Source organism: Nonomuraea lactucae (assembly GCF_003313395.1).
GTDB classification, from domain to species: domain Bacteria; phylum Actinomycetota; class Actinomycetes; order Streptosporangiales; family Streptosporangiaceae; genus Nonomuraea; species Nonomuraea lactucae.
Window position 1 is genome coordinate 1 of sequence record NZ_QNFZ01001020.1, and the last position, 15,679, is coordinate 15,679.

Consider the following 15,679-nt stretch of genomic DNA (forward strand, 5'->3'; position numbering starts at 1 on the left):
GTACCAGCCCGGCCGCCACCGCCGCCGCCGCGAGCCGGCTCGCCCGCGGCTGGTCCACCGAGAGCGCGTCGGCGACGGCCGAGACGGTCACCGGCTCCCCCGCCGCGTCCAGCACGTCGAGCACGTCGAACTCCGGGCCGGGCGCGCCGTGCAGCCGCGCGAGCGCACGCCTGCTCCGCCTGCGCCTGACGGCGATCATCGCGCGCTCGATCGCCTCGATTTCCTTGTCATTATACATATAGTTGCTATTATACATGTATGTCACAGCGAATGATCGGATACTGGCTCAAGCACCTGGACGAGCTCTTCGAGCGTGCCCTGCCCGCCGCGCTGGCCGCACACGACCTCTCCCGCCGGGAGTGGCAGGTGCTCAACGTCCTGGCCTCCGGCGACGGCGACCCCCGGGCGGCGCTGGAGCCGTTCGACGGCGTGGACGACGCGCTGCGGGGGCTGGCCATGAGGGGGTGGACCACCGGCCACCAGGTCACCGACGAGGGCAGGAGCGCCCACGCGGCGATCACCGAGCACGTCGTCCGCTTCAGGCGGCAGGCCGCGGACGGGGTCAGCCCTGATGAGTATGGGCTGACCGTCGACGTGCTGCGCCGCATGGCCGCGAACCTGGAAGCCGCCTACACGGCCTGATCATCACGAGCCCGGCGCACTGCCTTCCAGAAGCACACTCGCCACCAGCGCCGGATCATCGCTCATCGGCACGTGACCGCAGCCCTTGAGCAGCTTGACCCGCTGCCCCGACCACTTGGCGGCGCGCACGGCCTGGCGGCGCGGCAGCAGCCGGTCGTGCTCGCCCCACGCGATGGTGATCGCCGTCTTGGGCGGCGCGGGCGGCATCAGGTCGGCGAACGCCTCCCGCGTCGGGTCGAAGCCCGGCGCCCGGGCCATCGCCTGCGTGGAAGCGATCAGGGCCGTCGGCGACAGCCTGGACGGGTGGGCGACCACGAGACCGGCCAGGAACGCCCGCCTCACCGGATCCTCGGCCGCCCTGACGAGCAGCTCTCGCGGGATCGAGACGGCCGCGGCCCGCATGGCGCGCAGCATCGCCTGCCCGTAGACCAGCTCCGCACGCGACCAGAACCCCGCGGGCGACAGCGCGGTGGCCGTCCGGACCACACCGCGCGAGGCCAGTTCCAGCGCGAGGTAGCCGCCGAGCGAGTTGCCGGCCACGTGCGGATCGCGCACGCCGAGCATCGAGCAGAACGACTCGACCGCGTCGGCGAGCGCCTCCGCCGTGTACGGCGTGCCGGCGGGCAGCGGAGGCGACACCCCGAACCCGGGCAGATCAAGCGCGATGACGGTGTGGGAGGCGGCGAGGCGGTCCATGACCGGGAGCCACGCCTGCCAGTGATGACCGATGCCGTGGATGAGGATCAGCGGCGGTCCGGTGCCACGCCGCTCGAAGGCCAACTCCATGGGGACGAGTGAACCACTCAGCGGCTGCGGGTGGGAATCTCGAACCAGACGGCTTTGCCTTCCCTGGTGGGTCGCGATCCCCAGCGCCGGGCGAGCTGGTCCACCAGGTAGAGGCCGCGTCCGCCCTCGTCGTTCTCGCCCGCGCTGCGGATGCGCGGCAGGCGCAGGTCCTGGTCGAACACCTCGACCCAGACCGACTCCTCGCCCCTGCGCAGCCTCAGCGTGAACTCCTTCTCGCCCACCACCTCGTCCTCGAAGCCGGGCACGTCCCAGGAGTCGTCGAACGGCAGCGGGGGCCCGTCGACGACCAGCTCGCGGCGCGGCACGCCCGCGCTCGCGGCGTGCAGGACCACGTTGGTGACCACTTCGGAGACGAGCAGGCATGCCAGCTCGGACCGCTCCTCGGGGACGTTCCAGCCGTCGAAGGCCTCGGACGCCATGCGGCGCGCCTCCCCCACCATGATCGGCTGGGCGGGAAACGTGCGCTCCTCGACGTCGAGGTCGGCGATGCTGGAGCGGACCACCAGGATCGCCATGTCGTCGTCGATCTCGCCGGGCACCGCGACCGTGGCCGCCTCGGCCACCCGCTCCACGTCGGCGTCGGCCACCTTGGCGAGCTTCTCGCACAGAACACCGAGCGTCTCGGCGTCGCTGGGCATCCTGCCGTCGCGGCCGGGACGCCGGTCGATCAGACCGTCGGTGTAGAGGAGCAGGGCCGCGCCGGGCGGCAGCCGCCGCGTCTCCTCCTTGTAGACCAGGTCGGCGTGCAGGCCCTTGGCCCGCACGCCCAGCGGCTGGCCGACCTCCTCGATGTCGAGCTCGACGCACTGGCCGTCGACGAGCAGCAGCGGCGGCGCGTGTCCGGCGTTGGCGAACGAGAGCTGCCGCGACCAGGCGTCGTAGACGAGGTACTGGCAGGTCACGATCGGCGGGACGCTGACGTCGAGGCCGTTGTCGTCCTTCTCGGGCGTGGCGATGATGCGGGTCCACTCGTCGAGCCTGGCCAGGATGTCGGCGGGCGACTTGTCGTCCTGGGCGAAGGCCCGCAGCGCGGCGCGGAGCTGGCCCATGATGGCCGCGGCCTTGGCGCCCCGGCCCTCGACGTCGCCGATGACGATGCCGACCCGGCCCGCCGACAGCGGGATCACGTCGTACCAGTCGCCGCCGACCTGGGTCTGGATGCCCTGCCCGTGGGAGGCGAGCGGCGCCGCCGGGTAGTAGCGCACCGCGATCTGCAGGCCGTCGAGCTGCGGCAGCGCCCGGGGCAGCAGGTGTTTCTGAAACGACTCGGCGGTGTGCCGCTCCTCCTCGAACAGCAGCGCGTTGTCGATGGCCAGCGCGACCCGGGTGGCGATGGCGCCGACGAAGTCACGGTCGAAGGCGTCGTAGTGGGGGCTGCGGCGGTCGGTCAGGTTGGACAGGCCGAGGTACATCTGGCCGAGCGTCTCGCCGCGCACGCAGAGGGGGGCGACGATCGCCGAGGTCATGCCGACCTCGCCGCACAGCCTGGCGCTGTTGTCGTTGGGGGCGGGAAAGCTGCTGGTGGCGAAGTCCTCGACGAGGATCGTCTCCTGGCGGCGCATCGCGGTGTCGGCGTAGTGGCCGTGGGGATAGCGGATCTCCGCGCCCACCGGCTTCCAGCTCCCCGGCGGGGGTGTCCACCCCTGCACGTGCTGCGACACCCGGCGAACCAGCCGGTCGCCCTCCATCAGCTCGATGAAGCAGTGGTCGGCGAACTGCGGGACGAGCATCTCGGCCACGCGTTTGAGCGTCTCCTCGACGTACAGGGAGCCGGCGAGCCGCTCGCCGATGCGCTCCAGCAGGCCGAAACGGTCCTTCTCGCGCTCGTTGCTGCGCAGCGCCTCGCGGGCGGTGATGACGACGCCGGTGACCGAGCCGGAGGTGTGCCGCAGCGGCACGGCCTGCGCGCGCACGTAGACGATGGTGCCGTCGCCCCGGCGGACGTCGAAGGTGCCCTCCCACACCCCGCCCTTGAGCACGTGCTTGGCGAGCTCGACGGCCAGCGGGTGGTCCTTCTCCATGATCCCGAGGGACATGACGGACGAGTCGCGCGACGGTGACGGGCCGGGGCGGCCGAACAGCTTCTCGGCGAACGGGTTCCAGTAGAGCAGGTTGCTGAAACGGTCCGTCACCAGGACGGCCATCTCGGCATGGTCGAGCACGGAGGAGGCGGCGAGGTGATCGGCCGCGTCCTCTGACAGATCCCCCCAGCGCTTCATCCGGAGACCACCCCTCGGGGAGGCATGTGCGCAAAGCAGCGAACCACGGGCGCTCCTGCAACAGTCTTGACCGGAGGGGAGTGGAGGGCCTCCCTTGAGGGATTCAACCAAGCAGCAGCGCGCGCGTCAGCGCTTGGAGACGAAAACGTGCGCGGCGACATCACGCGGAAGCTCCGCGGGAATGTTGTTCGCGTCACCGTCACCTGTCACCCGCACACCGTCGTCGCTCGCCGCGAGCGTGACCTCGCGTCCGGGTTGTATCCCAACTTGCTTGAGTTTAAGCATCACAGCGGGATCGCTTTGCACTTGTTCGCTAATTCGTCGCACGACTACAGGCGTGTCCCTCGGGCCCGCCACCTCGGACATGGACGCCAAGATCGCCTCGCCCGGATCGACGGCCTCCTCGGCTCCCAGCTCGGCCAGGCCGGGGATGGGATTGCCGTGCGGGCAGACCGTGGGGTTGTGCAGCAACGTCACCAGCCGCGACTCCACCGACTCGGACATGACGTGCTCCCACCGGCACGCCTCGATGTGGACCTCTTCCCACGGCAGCCCGATGACCTGGGTCAGCAGGCACTCCGCGAGGCGGTGTTTGCGCATCACGCGCGTGGCGAGCGCGCGCCCGAGCTCGGTCATCGAAAGATGCCGGTCGCCCTCCACGCGGACCAGGCCGTCGCGCTCCATCCGGGCCACGGTCTGGCTCACGGTGGGCCCGCTCTGCTGGAGGCGCTCGGCGATCCGCGCGCGGAGAGGGACGATGCCCTCCTCCTCGAGCTCGTAAATCGTCCGGAGATACATCTCCGTCGTGTCGATCAGGCCGTGTGCGGTCAAGGCTCCTCCCAACTGAAATGCTACGCCGCTCATGGCAGGGACTGAGCCCGTCCGGCCAGGGCACACAAGTCAGGGGAAACCCTACTTGCAGAGAGACCTGCGATGGCAACGGACAGCAACAACGGAGCGGCCCCGTTCCTTCCCGATCGCCTGGACCTCGGCTCGCTGCGCGCGGCGGCGGCGGGATGCAGGGGCTGCGACCTCTACCGCCACGCGACGGCGACCGTCTTCGGTGACGGGCCGCCGGACGCGAGGTTCATGCTGGTCGGCGAGCAGCCCGGCGACCAGGAGGACCGCAAGGGGGCGCCGTTCGTCGGCCCCGCCGGCCGGGTGCTGGACCGGGCGCTGGAGGAGGCGGGCATCGAGCGCGACGACGTCTACCTCACCAACGCGGTCAAGCACTTCTCCTTCACGCTCAGGGGCAAGCGGCGCATCCACCAGAAGCCGACGGCCGCCGAGATCGACGCCTGCCGGCCATGGCTGACCGCCGAGCTGGCCGTGGTCCGGCCGGACGTGGTCGTGGTGCTCGGGGCGACGGCGGCGCGGTCGCTCCTCGGCCCGGGCTTCCGGGTGACCAAGCAGCGCGGCGTGCCGGTGCCGCTGGGCGAGGCGCTGGCGGTGGCCACCATCCATCCGTCCGCGGTGCTGCGCGCCCCCGATCGGGAGGCGGCGTACGCGGGCTTCCTCGCCGATCTGAAGGCCGCGGCACGCGCGGCCGACGAAGCCGCCTGAAGCGCGTACCAACACCTGACTGGACACGTACGGCTAATGGGAGCGGTACTCCCTGAACCTGGCGACGGACAGCCCCACGACCACCACGGCGACCGCGCACGCCAGGCCGCCGCCCACCCAGGCCACGCCCATCCCGAACGCCGCGGCCGACGCGCCGGCCCGCAGGTCGCCGAGCCGCGGCCCGCCTGCCACCACCACCATGAAGACGCCCTGCATGCGTCCCCGCATCTCGTCGGGCGCGTGGAGCTGCATGATCGACTGGCGCCACACCGAGGACACCACGTCGGCCGCCCCTCCCACCGCCATGAACGCCACCACCAGCCACAGCTCGCGCGCGAGCCCGGCCGCCGCCACCGCCAGGCCCCAGACTGCGATGACCACGACCAGCGCGGTCCCCTGCCGCCTGACCCGGCCGACCCAGCCGGAGAACAGCGCGCCGGCCACCGAGCCGATCGCCATGGCGGAGTTCAGCCAGCCGAGCGCCAGCGGCGAGCCGCCGAACCGCTCGGCCGCGAGCTCGGGGAAGAGCGCGCGCGGCAGGGCGAGCACCATCGCGATGATGTCCACCACGAAGGACATCAGCAGCACCGGGCTGCCGAGGATGTAGCGCAGGCCCTCGAACACCGCCCTGGCGCCCGGTCTGGCGACCTCGCCGAGCGGCGGGAGCGCCGGGAGCCGCAGCGCGGCGTACAGGCCGGCGGCGAACAGCAGGGCGTCGACCGCGTACGCCGCGGCGAACCCGGACCAGGCCAGCACGATGCCGCCGACCATCGGGCCGACGATCGCGCCCATGCTGTGGAGCAGCGAGTTCAGGGCGTTGGCGGCCGGCACCAGCTCGGGGGCGAGGATCCGGGGGATGATCGCGCCTCTGGTCGGCGAGCTGACCGCGAAGCCCGTGGCGCCCAGCGCTACCGTGCCCAGCAGCACGTACACGTTGTCCAGGCCGAGCACGGCCTGGACGACGAGGACCACGGTGCTCGCCCAGGAGACGGCCGAACCGGCGATCAGCAGCCCGCGCCTGTCGACCGCGTCGGCGATGGCCCCGCCCCACAGGCCGAACACGACCAGCGGGACGAGGTTGGCCAGGCCCAGCATGCCCACCCAGAGGGAGGAGTGGGTGAGCTCCCAGACCTGCTGGCTGACGGCGACGACGGTCACCGCGAGGCCGACGGCCGAGACGGCCTGCCCCAGCCAGAGCCGCCGGTACGCGGGCACGGCCAAGGGCCTGGTGTCTAACAGATGACGCTTGACGAGCTCCCCGAATGCCACTTACGGCACGTTATGGGGCAAGTCTCTCCAATGCCCACTGGTTTCTCGTTCGCCGGTAGCGGAGCCTGTCGTGCATCCGGTCGAGCTGGCCCTGCCAGAACTCCATCTCCAGCGGGACGACCCGGAACCCGCCCCAGAAGTCGGGCACCGGCGGATCCTCCGGCCAGCGGGCCGCGAGCTCCTCGTAGCGGGCGTCCAGCTCCTCCCGGGACCGCACGACCGCGGACTGGCGCGACGCCCAGGCCCCGATCCGCGAGCCGTACGGCCTGGAGTCGAAGTACGCGGCCGACTCCTCGTGCGGCAGCCGCACGACCGATCCCTCGACCCGCACCTGGCGGCGGATCGGGTGCCAGGGGAACAGCAGCGAGGCGCGGGCGTTCTCGGCGAGGTCACGGCCCTTGCGGGACTCGAAGTTGGTGTAGAAGACGAAACCGCGTTCGTCGTAGCCCTTGAGCAGGACGGTCCTGGCGCTGGGACGGCCGCCCGCGGAGGCGGTGGCCAGCACCATGGCGTTCGGCTCGGGCAGGCCCGCGTCCAGGGCTTCCTGGAACCACAGGGCGAATTGCGCGATGGGATCGGCCGCGACGTCGGATTCGAGCAGCGGCTCGCCCTCATACGTACGGCGTAGACCCGCCAGCGAGGGCGGGCGCGAGGTTGCATCCACGAGACGGTATTCTTGCGCGCCCGGCGACAGAGCCCACACACCACCCCCTACCTGCGGCGATGGCGTTTCGACGGGACCGGAGACCGAGCATGAGTGGGAAGGGGGTTAAATTGACCCGCCGGTATCTCGACATCAAGGCATTGCCGGAACATGGCAAGAAAGGGAGGCGGCCGAGAATGTCCGACTTCAAACCCGGCCTCGAGGGTGTTGTGGCCTTCGAGACCGAGATCGCGGAACCGGACAAAGAGGGGGGCGCCCTTCGATACCGGGGCGTCGACATCGAGGAGCTGGTCGGCCGTGTCCCGTTCGGGCACGTATGGGGCCTGCTGGTCGACAACAAGTTCCAGCCGGGCCTGCCCCCGGCGGAGCCGTACCCCATTCCAGTCCATTCAGGTGACATCCGAGTAGACGTGCAGAGCGCGCTGGCCATGCTGGCTCCCGCGTACGGCTTCAAGCCGCTGCTCGACATCAGTGAGACGGAGGCGCGCGACCAGCTCGCGCGGGCCTCGGTGATGGCGCTGTCCTTCGTGGCGCAGTCGGCGCGCGGCCTCGGCCTGCCGATGGTGCCGCAGAGCCGCGTCGACGAGGCCAGGACCATCGTCGAGCGTTTCATGATCCGCTGGCGCGGTGAGCCCGACCCCAAGCACGTCAAGGCCATCGACGCTTACTGGACCTCGGCCGCCGAGCACGGCATGAACGCCTCGACCTTCACGGCCCGTGTCATCGCCTCGACCGGGGCCGACGTGGCGGCTGCGCTGTCCGGCGCCGTCGGCGCCATGTCGGGCCCGCTGCACGGCGGCGCCCCGGCCCGCGTCCTGCACATGATCGAGGGCGTCGAACAGATGGGCGACGCCAAGAAGTACGTGCAGAGCGAGCTCGACAAGGGACAGCGCCTGATGGGCTTCGGCCACCGGGTCTACCGTGCCGAGGACCCGCGCGCCCGCGTGCTGCGCCGCACCGCCAAGGAGCTCGCCGCCCCCCGCTACGAGGTCGCGGCCGCCCTTGAGCAGGCGGCGCTCGAGGAGCTGCACGCCCGCAAGCCCGACCGGGTGCTGGCCACCAACGTCGAATACTGGGCCGCCGTGGTCCTCGACTTCGCCGAGGTGCCCGCCCACATGTTCACCTCCATGTTCACCTGCGCCCGCACGGCCGGCTGGGCCGCGCACATCCTGGAGCAGAAGCTGACGGGCAGGCTCGTCCGCCCGAGCGCCAACTACACCGGACCGGCCTCGCGCCCGCTGACCGACGTGCCCGGCGCCGCCGAGGTCGTCGGCACCATCTGACGGCGTCGGACCGGCCTCATCCGCAGGCTCCGCTCGCCGCCCAGGTGCGTCTCACCTGGGCGGCGGTGCGCAGCCCCACACGCCTCTCAGAATGCGGACCCGGTCCGAGCCACCCCCCGCGGGTCAGTACCCTGGTCAGGTGGCTGACATCGTGATTCCCGCTGACATCAAGCCCGCCGACGGCCGCTTCGGCTGCGGGCCCTCGAAGGTTCGCACCGAGCAGCTGGCCGCGCTCGCCGCCTCCGGCGCGAGCCTCATGGGCACCTCCCACCGCCAGAAGCCGGTCAAGGACCTGGTCGGCCGCGTGCGTTCCGGGCTCGCCGACCTCTTCTCGCTGCCCGAGGGCTACCAGGTCGTGCTGGGCAACGGCGGCACCACCGCGTTCTGGGACATCGCCGCGTTCGGGCTGATCCGCGACAGGTCGCAGCACCTGTCGTTCGGCGAGTTCTCCTCCAAGTTCGCCGCCGTCGCCAGGAAGGCCCCGTGGCTGGGCGAGCCGTCGGTCATCAAGTCCGAGGTCGGCAGCCACCCCACCGCGGTCGCCCAGGACGACATGGACGTCTACGCGCTCACCCACAACGAGACCTCGACCGGCGTGGCCATGCCGATCGAGCGGGTCGGCTCCGGCGACTCCCTCGTGCTCGTCGACGCCACCTCCGGCGCGGGCGGCCTGCCCGTGTCGATCGAGGAGACCGACGTCTACTACTTCGCGCCGCAGAAGAGCTTCGCCTCCGACGGCGGCCTGTGGATCGCGCTCATGTCACCGCGCGCCCTGGCCAGGGTCCAGGAGATCGCCGCCACCGACCGCTACATTCCGGAGTTCTTCAGCCTGCCGGTCGCGATCGACAACTCCGGCAAGGACCAGACCTACAACACCCCGGCCGTGGCCACCCTCTTCCTGCTCGCCGACCAGCTCGACTGGATGAACGGCAACGGCGGCCTGGCCTGGACCACCGCCCGCACGGCCGACTCGGCGCAGCGCCTCTACTCGTGGGCCGACAAGTCGTCCTACGCGACGCCGTTCGCCGCGCCCGAGTTCCGCTCGCAGGTGGTCGGCACGATCGACTTCTCTCCCGAGGTCGACGCGGCGGCCGTGGCCAAGGTGCTGCGCGCCAACGGCATCGTCGACACCGAGCCCTACCGCAAGCTCGGCCGCAACCAGCTGCGCGTCGCGATGTTCCCGGCGATCGACCCGGCCGACGTCGAGGCTCTGACAGTCTGCGTCGACCACGTGGTCGAGCGCCTCTAGCCTCCCGCTCCACCCGACTAGCCCCCCCTCCACCCGACGGCCCCGGCACCGCCCGGGGCCGTCGCGTTCCACAGGACCGTGCCGCCCAGGACCGTCCCGCGTCGCCCTGAGAACTCCGGAGGACTCGCCGTCCCCACCCGTCATTGCGCGCGCCGGGCGTCCACCCGGTGGCCCGACCAGTCGAGGGCGATCTCCTGGACCGGACCGCTGTCCGGCACCACGAACTCCAGCTCCACCTCGCCCTTCATCCGGGCGAAGTAGCGCGTGGCCGACATGGGCCGCAGCTCGGCCCTCGCCGCACAACCGGGCTGAGACTCCTCCAGTGTCCTCGCCGGACAGCCTGGGCGGGGTCAGTAGCCCGGCGACAGGGGGGCGGGGCGCTTGCGGCGCAGCAGCCAGGCCGCGATCACGCCCGCGATCAGGCCGAAGAGGTGGCCCTGCCACGAGATGCCCTGCTGGTTGGGCAGGAGCCCCCACAGGATCGAGTAGTAGGCGATGGCCACCCCGACGCCGATGACGATGTCGAGGGCGCGCCGGTCGAACAGGCCGCGCGCCACGACGTAGCCGAAGTAGCCGAAGACCAGCCCGCTGGCGCCCACGGTGATGGTGCCGGGGCTGGTGAACCAGGTGCCGATGCCCCCGATGAGGACGATCAGCGCGGTCGCCGCGAGGAACTTGCCGAGGCCGCGCACCGCCGCCAGGAAGCCGAGGATGAGCAGCGGCAGCGAGTTGGCCATGAGGTGGGCGAACCCGTCGTGGAGGAACGGCGCGAAGATGATGCCGAGCAGCCCGTCGGGCTCCCACCCGACGATGCCGAACTGCCTGTCCAGGGTGCCGTTGAGCATGAAGTCGACGATCTCGATGGCCCACATCACGCCGAGCAGCACGGCCATGACCACGATCGCGCTGAGAGCGCCGGTCAGGAGAGTGCCCGCGCCTCGCTTGGCCGACTCGTACGCGGACCTCGAATAGTCGCTCATGCGCCCTCCCGCTAGACGTCCTCTCTTTTACCGTACGCAGAAGCATTCATGCGCGCGTAAGGAAGGAAAGAAGACCCCCTCCCGCACGGGAGGGGGGGTGGGACGGGCGGAGCTACTCGCCCTGCCAGCGCGGGGCGCGCTTCTCGGCGAAGGCGGCGGCGCCCTCCATGGCGTCCTTCGACACGAAGACCGGGTTGATGATCTCGCCCTGCCGCCTGAACATCTCCTCCAGCGGCCAGTCCTGCGACTCGATGACGACCTTCTTGGTGGCGGCCAGGGCGAGCGGGGCGTTGGCCGCGATCTTGCGGGCGAGCTCCAGCGCTCCCTCCAGGGCCGCGCCGGGCTCGGTGATCCGGTTGACCAGGCCCAGCTCGTACAGGCGGGAGGCCGGGTAGTGGTCGCCGGTCAGCGCGATCTCCATGGCGACGTGGTAGGGGACGCGGCGCGGCAGGCGCATGATGCCGCCCGCGCCCGCCACCAGGCCGCGCCTGGGCTCGGGCAGGCCGAAGACGGCCTCCGACGAGGCCACGACGACGTCGCAGGCGAGCGCCAGCTCGAAGCCGCCCGCGAGGGCGTACCCCTCTACGGCCGCCACCATCGGCTTCGTGGGCGGCGCCTCGGTCAGGCCGCCGAACCCGCGCCCCTCGACCACGGGGAGGTCGCCGGTCAGGAAGCCCTTGAGGTCCATGCCGGCGCTGAAGGTGCCGCCCGCGCCGGTCAGGACGTACGCGGAGACGTCGGGGCGGGCCTCCAGCGTGTCCAGCGCCTCGGCGATGCCCCTCGCCACCGCGCCGTTGATCGCGTTGCGGGCCTTGGGGCGGTTGATCGTCAGGACGGCGACGCCGCCGGCCTCCTCGACGAGCACTTCGTCAGACACGGGACCTCACTTGGGCTGGAAGCGGATGCCGCCGTCGAAGCGGATGACCTCGGCGTTCATGTAGTCGTTCTGGATGAGCGAGAACACGAGCTGCGCGAACTCGTCGGGCCGGCCCAGGCGCTTGGGGAAGACGACCGGCGCGACCAGCTTGGCCTTGAACTCCTCGGCGTTGGACGAGAAACCGTAGATGGGCGTGTCGATGATGCCGGGGCAGATCGTGTTCACCCGGACGCCGATGGCCGACAGGTCGCGGGCGGCGGGCACGGTCATGCCGACGATGCCGCCCTTCGAGGCGGAGTAGGCGAGCTGGCCCGTCTGGCCCTCCAGGGCCGCCACCGACGCGGTGTTGATCACCACGCCGCGCTGCCCGTCGGCGTCCACCGGCGCTGTTCTGGCGATCGCCGCCGCGCCGATGCGCATGAGGTGGAACGTGCCGATCAGGTTGACCTCGATGACCTTGCGGTAGGAGGCCGAGCTGTGCGGGGCGCCCTCGCGGTTGACGGTGCGCTCGGCCCAGCCGATGCCCGCGCTGTTGATCACGACGCGCAGCGGCTTGCCGGTGGCGACGGCGGCGTCAACGGCCGCCTGCACCTGCTCCTCGTCCGACACGTCGGTCCTGGCGAAGACGCCGCCGAGCTCGTCGGCGATGGCCTTGCCGCGCTCCTCGTTGAGGTCGGCGACGACGACGGTGGCGCCCTGCCGGGCGAGCTCGCGGGCGGTGGCCTCGCCGAGGCCGCTGGCGCCGCCGGAGATGATTGCTGCAGATCCGTTCACGTCCATAGCCGGACCCTAACCCGCCGACCGAATGAAGTTCTACTCGGGGTGGCTCAAATCTCACCCACGGCGCTGTCGACGTCGGAATAGACCTTGATCCGCCGGTCGAGCCCCGTGGTGCGCAGGATCCGCGCCACGGGCGCCTGGGGCGCGGCCAGCGACACCCCTCCGCCCTCGCTGGTGGCCAGCCGCCAGGCCTCGATCAGCACCGACAGGCCACTGGAGTCCATGAACGACAGTTGCTGGAGGTCGAGCACGAGCCGGGGGCTGTCCTGCTTGATGGCGTCGCGCACCTCGTCGCGGAGGAACGGAGCGGTGAAAAGGTCGAGCTCGCCCTCAACGGCCACCACCACGGCATCGCCAAGGGCATGTCGCGCCAGCCGCAGCTTCATTGACCCCCTCCTCGATGAGCCACTGTACTTCGACATCCCCTGATGGCGGGCACGCACAAACTACGATCATCCGCGCGCCACCACCCTCCAGGAGGGCGACAGGCCGGTGGTCATCCGCGTTCGACGGCCTCGGGAATGGCGAAGCCGTACGGGAGCTCCAGCCGGTGGGCGGCGAGGAGCTCGGCGTCGGCGAGCAGCTCGCGGGTCGGCCCGTCGGCGGCGATCACGCCGTCGGAGAGGATGAGCGAGCGCTCGCACAGCTCCAGCGCGTACGGCAGGTCATGCGTGACCATGAGCACGGTGACGTCGAGCGAGCGCAGGATCTCGGCCAGTTCGCGGCGGGCGGCCGGGTCGAGGTTGGACGACGGCTCGTCCAGCACCAGGATCTCGGGCTCCATCGCCAGCACGGTGGCGACGGCCACCCTGCGGCGCTGGCCGAACGACAGGTGGTGCGGCGGCCGACCGGCGGCCTCCAGCATGCCGACCCGCTCCAGGGCGCCCGTGACCGCCCGCTCCAGCGCCTCGCCGGTGACCCCCATGTTGGCCGGGCCGAAGGCGACGTCGTCGCGCACGGTCGGCATGAAGAGCTGGTCGTCGGGGTCCTGGAAGACGAGCCCGACGCGCTGCCGGATCTCCTTCAGGGTGTCGGGGCGCACGGGCCTGCCCGCCACGGTGACCGTGCCGTGGCCCGGGGTGAGGATGCCGTTGAGGTGCATGACGAGCGTCGTCTTCCCGGCGCCGTTGGGGCCGAGCAGCGCCACCCGCTCGCCCCGCCCGATCGTCAGGTCCACGCCGAACAGGGCCTGCGTGCCGTCGGGGTAGGCATAGGCGAGCCGGCTGACTTCGAGAGAGTTCACAACGACAGTCCCAACACCGCTAGAGCCGAGATCGGCAGGATGAGCGCCACCGCCCACTGCCCCGCGGATGCCGAGACATCGCCGATCATGGGCATCGTTCCTGTGTAGCCCCGGCTCAGCATCGCCAGATGCACCCTCTCACCCCGCTCGTACGAGCGGATGAACAGGGCCCCTGCCGACCGGGCGATCACCGGGACGTGCCTCAGGTCGCGGGCCTCGAAGCCGCGCGACTCCCGTGCCACCTTCATCCGCCGCATCTCGTCCATGATCACATCGAGGTAGCGCAGCATGAACATCGCGATCTGCACCAGCAGGCCCGGCAGCCGCAGCCGCTGCGCCCCGAGCAGGATGACGCGCGGCTCGGTGGTTGCGGCGAGCAGGATCGAGGCGACCACGCCGAGCGTCGCCTTGGCCAGGATGTTCCACGCCGCCCACAGCCCGGGCACGCTCAGCGAGAGGCCGAGCACCGTGGTGCGCTCCCCCAGCCCGATGACCGGGATGAGGAAGGCGAACAGCACGAAGGGCACCTCGATCACCATCCGCCGCAGGACGTGGGCGGGCGGCACGCGAGCGGCCCACGCGACGGCCGCGAGCATCACCGCGTACAGTGCGAACGCCCAGAACCGCTCACGCGGCGTGGCCACCACCACGATGGCGAAGGCCAGGACGGCGAGCAGCTTGCACTGCGGCGGCAGCCGGTGCACGGCCGAGTCGCCCGGAAGGTGGAGCTGGTGGTGATGCCCCGCGCCCATCGGCCACTCTCACCCGCCTAGCTCGACGCCTCAGATCCCGGCCTTCTCGCGGGCGTGCGCACGACCACGCGCCGCGTAGGCGACGCCCCCGGCGATGAGCAGCACGAGCCCCACGCCGACGACGCCGGCGACGCCCACCGGGATGCCGCCCACCTCACCGTAGTCGGCCAGCGCCCATGACCCGAACAGGTGGCCGGTGGCCCGGTCGAGGAACCCCTTGTCGCCGGCGACGGACTCCAGCCCGTCGGGGCTGGAGGAGGCGAAGAAGGACACCACACCGGCCAGCACCAGCGTCAGGCCGATCCCCCCGAGCAGGAACGGCCTGACCCCGGCGCCGGTGGCCACGGGCCGCTCGGCCTCTACTGTCGTGGCGCCCTCGGCGCCCCGCAGCACCAGCGGCGTGGCCAGCCCGCGCGCGCCGTACACCAGATCAGGGCGGACGGCCAGCACCGCGCCGACCGTGAGCGCGGTGATCACACCCTCGCCGACGCCGATGAGCACGTGGACGCCGCCCATCGCGGCCGCCACCGTGCCCATGTCGATGGGCGCGGTCCCGCCCACCCAGAACAGCAGGGTGAACACCAGCGCCGAGACGGGCACCGACACCAGCGCCGCGAGGAACGAGGCCGCGGTGACGCCGCCCCGGCCCCGCACGAGCCCGCCGACCAGCCGGAAGACGCCCCACCCGACCAGCACGCCGACGATCCCCATGAGCGTGATGTTCACGCCCAGCGCCGTCAGCCCGCCGTCGGCGAAGAACACGCCCTGCACGAGCAGCACCACCGCCAGGCACAGCACCCCTGTGTAGGGGCCCACGAGTATCGCCGCCAGCGCGCCGCCCATGAGGTGTCCGCTGGTGCCCGCCGCGACGGGGAAGTTCAGCATCTGGACGGCGAAGACGAACGCGGCGACGAGGCCGGCCATGGGGGCGGTCCGGTCGTCGAGCTCGCGGCGGGCGCCGCGCAGGCAGACAGCGACCCCGGCGGCGGCCACCGCTCCGGCGGAGACGGACACGGCCGCGTTGAAGAAACCATCGGGTACGTGCACGGCACATCCTCCAGCTGCGGGACAACAGCCCCCACTTTAGGACATCCTCTTGCACCTGCATATAGGTGGCAATTACCGGAAAATCCTCCGGAGCAGGCCGCGCGCCGTCAGCCTGCGCACCACCGCGCTCAGCCGCCCCTTGCCCGGGGTCGCGTACGGCCGCACGCTCCGCGGCACGGCCCCTCCCCACATCCGGCGGGGCCGGGCCACCGCGTCCGCGTCGGTCTCCACCCTGAACCGCGCGGGCGGCCCGCCCAGCTCCAGCTCCAGGTAGGCGTCCCAGGTGCCCGGCGCGAACCGCCCC

The 15,679-nt window shown here is 71.4% G+C and carries 19 protein-coding genes; 4 read left to right on the forward strand and 15 right to left on the reverse strand.

The window, feature by feature from the left end; all coding sequences use genetic code 11:
• The coding region (locus DQW85_RS37430) for a MarR family transcriptional regulator (RefSeq protein WP_162795692.1) at window positions 1–238 on the reverse strand (238 nt) is incomplete at its 3' end.
• A gap of 20 nt (window positions 239–258) precedes the next feature.
• Between DQW85_RS37430 and DQW85_RS37435 the strand changes: the two genes are divergently transcribed.
• A complete protein-coding gene (locus tag DQW85_RS37435) occupies window positions 259–642 on the forward strand; it encodes a hypothetical protein (protein WP_113704473.1) in 384 nt (127 codons plus the stop codon).
• A 3-nt stretch (window positions 643–645) separates the two neighbouring features.
• Here DQW85_RS37435 and DQW85_RS37440 read toward each other — a convergent pair whose 3' ends face one another.
• From DQW85_RS37440 to DQW85_RS37450, 3 genes are all read right to left on the reverse strand, one after another.
• Window positions 646–1,428 carry an alpha/beta fold hydrolase gene (locus tag DQW85_RS37440; protein WP_113704474.1) on the reverse strand — a complete coding sequence of 261 codons (783 nt, stop codon included), beginning with the start codon at window positions 1,426–1,428 and terminating at the stop codon, window positions 646–648.
• A gap of 17 nt (window positions 1,429–1,445) precedes the next feature.
• A complete protein-coding gene (locus DQW85_RS37445) occupies window positions 1,446–3,668 on the reverse strand; it encodes an ATP-binding SpoIIE family protein phosphatase (protein ID WP_113704475.1) in 2,223 nt (740 codons plus the stop codon).
• Between the two features lie 126 nt (window positions 3,669–3,794).
• A complete protein-coding gene (locus tag DQW85_RS37450) occupies window positions 3,795–4,499 on the reverse strand; it encodes an iron-dependent transcriptional repressor DtxR (RefSeq protein ID WP_113704476.1) in 705 nt (234 codons plus the stop codon).
• A gap of 102 nt (window positions 4,500–4,601) precedes the next feature.
• On the opposite strand from DQW85_RS37450, the gene DQW85_RS37455 reads away from it, so the two are divergent.
• Complete coding sequence (locus DQW85_RS37455) at window positions 4,602–5,231, forward strand: UdgX family uracil-DNA binding protein (protein WP_113704477.1); 630 nt, start codon at window positions 4,602–4,604, stop codon at window positions 5,229–5,231.
• Between the two features lie 33 nt (window positions 5,232–5,264).
• On the opposite strand, the gene DQW85_RS37460 is transcribed toward DQW85_RS37455, so the two are convergent.
• Both DQW85_RS37460 and pdxH read right to left on the reverse strand, forming a co-directional pair.
• Window positions 5,265–6,500, reverse strand: a complete 1,236-nt coding sequence (locus DQW85_RS37460) for an MFS transporter (RefSeq protein WP_113704478.1) — start codon at window positions 6,498–6,500, stop codon at window positions 5,265–5,267.
• Window positions 6,501–6,510: 10 nt separating this feature from the next.
• Window positions 6,511–7,164, reverse strand: coding sequence for a pyridoxamine 5'-phosphate oxidase (gene pdxH, locus DQW85_RS37465; RefSeq protein WP_113704479.1), 654 nt, complete (start codon window positions 7,162–7,164; stop codon window positions 6,511–6,513).
• Between the two features lie 176 nt (window positions 7,165–7,340).
• Here pdxH and DQW85_RS37470 point away from each other — a divergent pair, with 176 nt between their 5' ends.
• Window positions 7,341–8,447 carry a citrate synthase 2 gene (locus DQW85_RS37470; RefSeq protein WP_113704480.1) on the forward strand — a complete coding sequence of 369 codons (1,107 nt, stop codon included), beginning with the start codon at window positions 7,341–7,343 and terminating at the stop codon, window positions 8,445–8,447.
• 139 nt (window positions 8,448–8,586) lie between these two features.
• The gene (serC, locus tag DQW85_RS37475) at window positions 8,587–9,696 is read left to right on the forward strand and encodes a phosphoserine transaminase (RefSeq protein WP_113704481.1); all 1,110 of its coding nucleotides are present in this window, start codon (window positions 8,587–8,589) and stop codon (window positions 9,694–9,696) included.
• A gap of 140 nt (window positions 9,697–9,836) precedes the next feature.
• Here the strand turns inward: serC and DQW85_RS47800 are convergent, their stop codons facing one another.
• From DQW85_RS47800 to DQW85_RS37515, 9 genes are all read right to left on the reverse strand, one after another.
• Window positions 9,837–9,971 carry a hypothetical protein gene (locus DQW85_RS47800; RefSeq protein ID WP_275888291.1) on the reverse strand — a complete coding sequence of 45 codons (135 nt, stop codon included), beginning with the start codon at window positions 9,969–9,971 and terminating at the stop codon, window positions 9,837–9,839.
• Between the two features lie 75 nt (window positions 9,972–10,046).
• Window positions 10,047–10,676: a rhomboid family intramembrane serine protease gene (locus DQW85_RS37480; RefSeq protein ID WP_113704482.1), complete on the reverse strand. Its 630-nt coding sequence runs from the start codon at window positions 10,674–10,676 to the stop codon at window positions 10,047–10,049.
• Between the two features lie 112 nt (window positions 10,677–10,788).
• The gene (locus tag DQW85_RS37485) at window positions 10,789–11,553 is read right to left on the reverse strand and encodes a crotonase/enoyl-CoA hydratase family protein (protein WP_113704483.1); all 765 of its coding nucleotides are present in this window, start codon (window positions 11,551–11,553) and stop codon (window positions 10,789–10,791) included.
• Between the two features lie 6 nt (window positions 11,554–11,559).
• Window positions 11,560–12,333: an SDR family NAD(P)-dependent oxidoreductase gene (locus DQW85_RS37490; protein ID WP_113704484.1), complete on the reverse strand. Its 774-nt coding sequence runs from the start codon at window positions 12,331–12,333 to the stop codon at window positions 11,560–11,562.
• A 47-nt stretch (window positions 12,334–12,380) separates the two neighbouring features.
• Window positions 12,381–12,719, reverse strand: a complete 339-nt coding sequence (locus DQW85_RS37495) for an STAS domain-containing protein (RefSeq protein ID WP_113704485.1) — start codon at window positions 12,717–12,719, stop codon at window positions 12,381–12,383.
• 110 nt (window positions 12,720–12,829) lie between these two features.
• Window positions 12,830–13,576, reverse strand: a complete 747-nt coding sequence (locus tag DQW85_RS37500) for an energy-coupling factor ABC transporter ATP-binding protein (protein ID WP_113704486.1) — start codon at window positions 13,574–13,576, stop codon at window positions 12,830–12,832.
• On the reverse strand, window positions 13,573–14,328 hold the full coding sequence (gene cbiQ / locus DQW85_RS37505) for a cobalt ECF transporter T component CbiQ (RefSeq protein WP_113704487.1): 756 nt from the start codon (window positions 14,326–14,328) through the stop codon (window positions 13,573–13,575). The genes DQW85_RS37500 and cbiQ overlap by 4 nt, the downstream gene beginning before the upstream one ends.
• Window positions 14,329–14,358: 30 nt before the next feature.
• Window positions 14,359–15,375, reverse strand: a complete 1,017-nt coding sequence (locus DQW85_RS37510; RefSeq protein WP_113704488.1) for an energy-coupling factor ABC transporter permease — start codon at window positions 15,373–15,375, stop codon at window positions 14,359–14,361.
• A gap of 72 nt (window positions 15,376–15,447) precedes the next feature.
• Window positions 15,448–15,679: hypothetical protein (locus DQW85_RS37515; RefSeq protein WP_162795693.1), on the reverse strand; the 232-nt coding region annotated here is incomplete at its 5' end.

Excerpts from the sequence above, each read along its gene's own strand:
- DQW85_RS37435 (WP_113704473.1), top strand. The coding sequence starts at position 259 with ATGTCACAGCGAATGATCGGATACTGGCTCAAGCACCTGGACGAGCTC.
- DQW85_RS37470 (WP_113704480.1), top strand. The coding sequence starts at position 7,341 with ATGTCCGACTTCAAACCCGGCCTCGAGGGTGTTGTGGCCTTCGAGACC.
- DQW85_RS37455 (WP_113704477.1), top strand. The coding sequence starts at position 4,602 with ATGGCAACGGACAGCAACAACGGAGCGGCCCCGTTCCTTCCCGATCGC.
- DQW85_RS37440 (WP_113704474.1), bottom strand. The coding sequence starts at position 1,428 with ATGGAGTTGGCCTTCGAGCGGCGTGGCACCGGACCGCCGCTGATCCTC.
- DQW85_RS37495 (WP_113704485.1), bottom strand. The coding sequence starts at position 12,719 with ATGAAGCTGCGGCTGGCGCGACATGCCCTTGGCGATGCCGTGGTGGTG.
- cbiQ (WP_113704487.1), bottom strand. The coding sequence starts at position 14,328 with ATGGGCGCGGGGCATCACCACCAGCTCCACCTTCCGGGCGACTCGGCC.
- DQW85_RS37490 (WP_113704484.1), bottom strand. The coding sequence starts at position 12,333 with ATGGACGTGAACGGATCTGCAGCAATCATCTCCGGCGGCGCCAGCGGC.
- DQW85_RS37480 (WP_113704482.1), bottom strand. The coding sequence starts at position 10,676 with ATGAGCGACTATTCGAGGTCCGCGTACGAGTCGGCCAAGCGAGGCGCG.
- DQW85_RS47800 (WP_275888291.1), bottom strand. The coding sequence starts at position 9,971 with ATGTCGGCCACGCGCTACTTCGCCCGGATGAAGGGCGAGGTGGAGCTG.
- DQW85_RS37445 (WP_113704475.1), bottom strand. The coding sequence starts at position 3,668 with ATGAAGCGCTGGGGGGATCTGTCAGAGGACGCGGCCGATCACCTCGCC.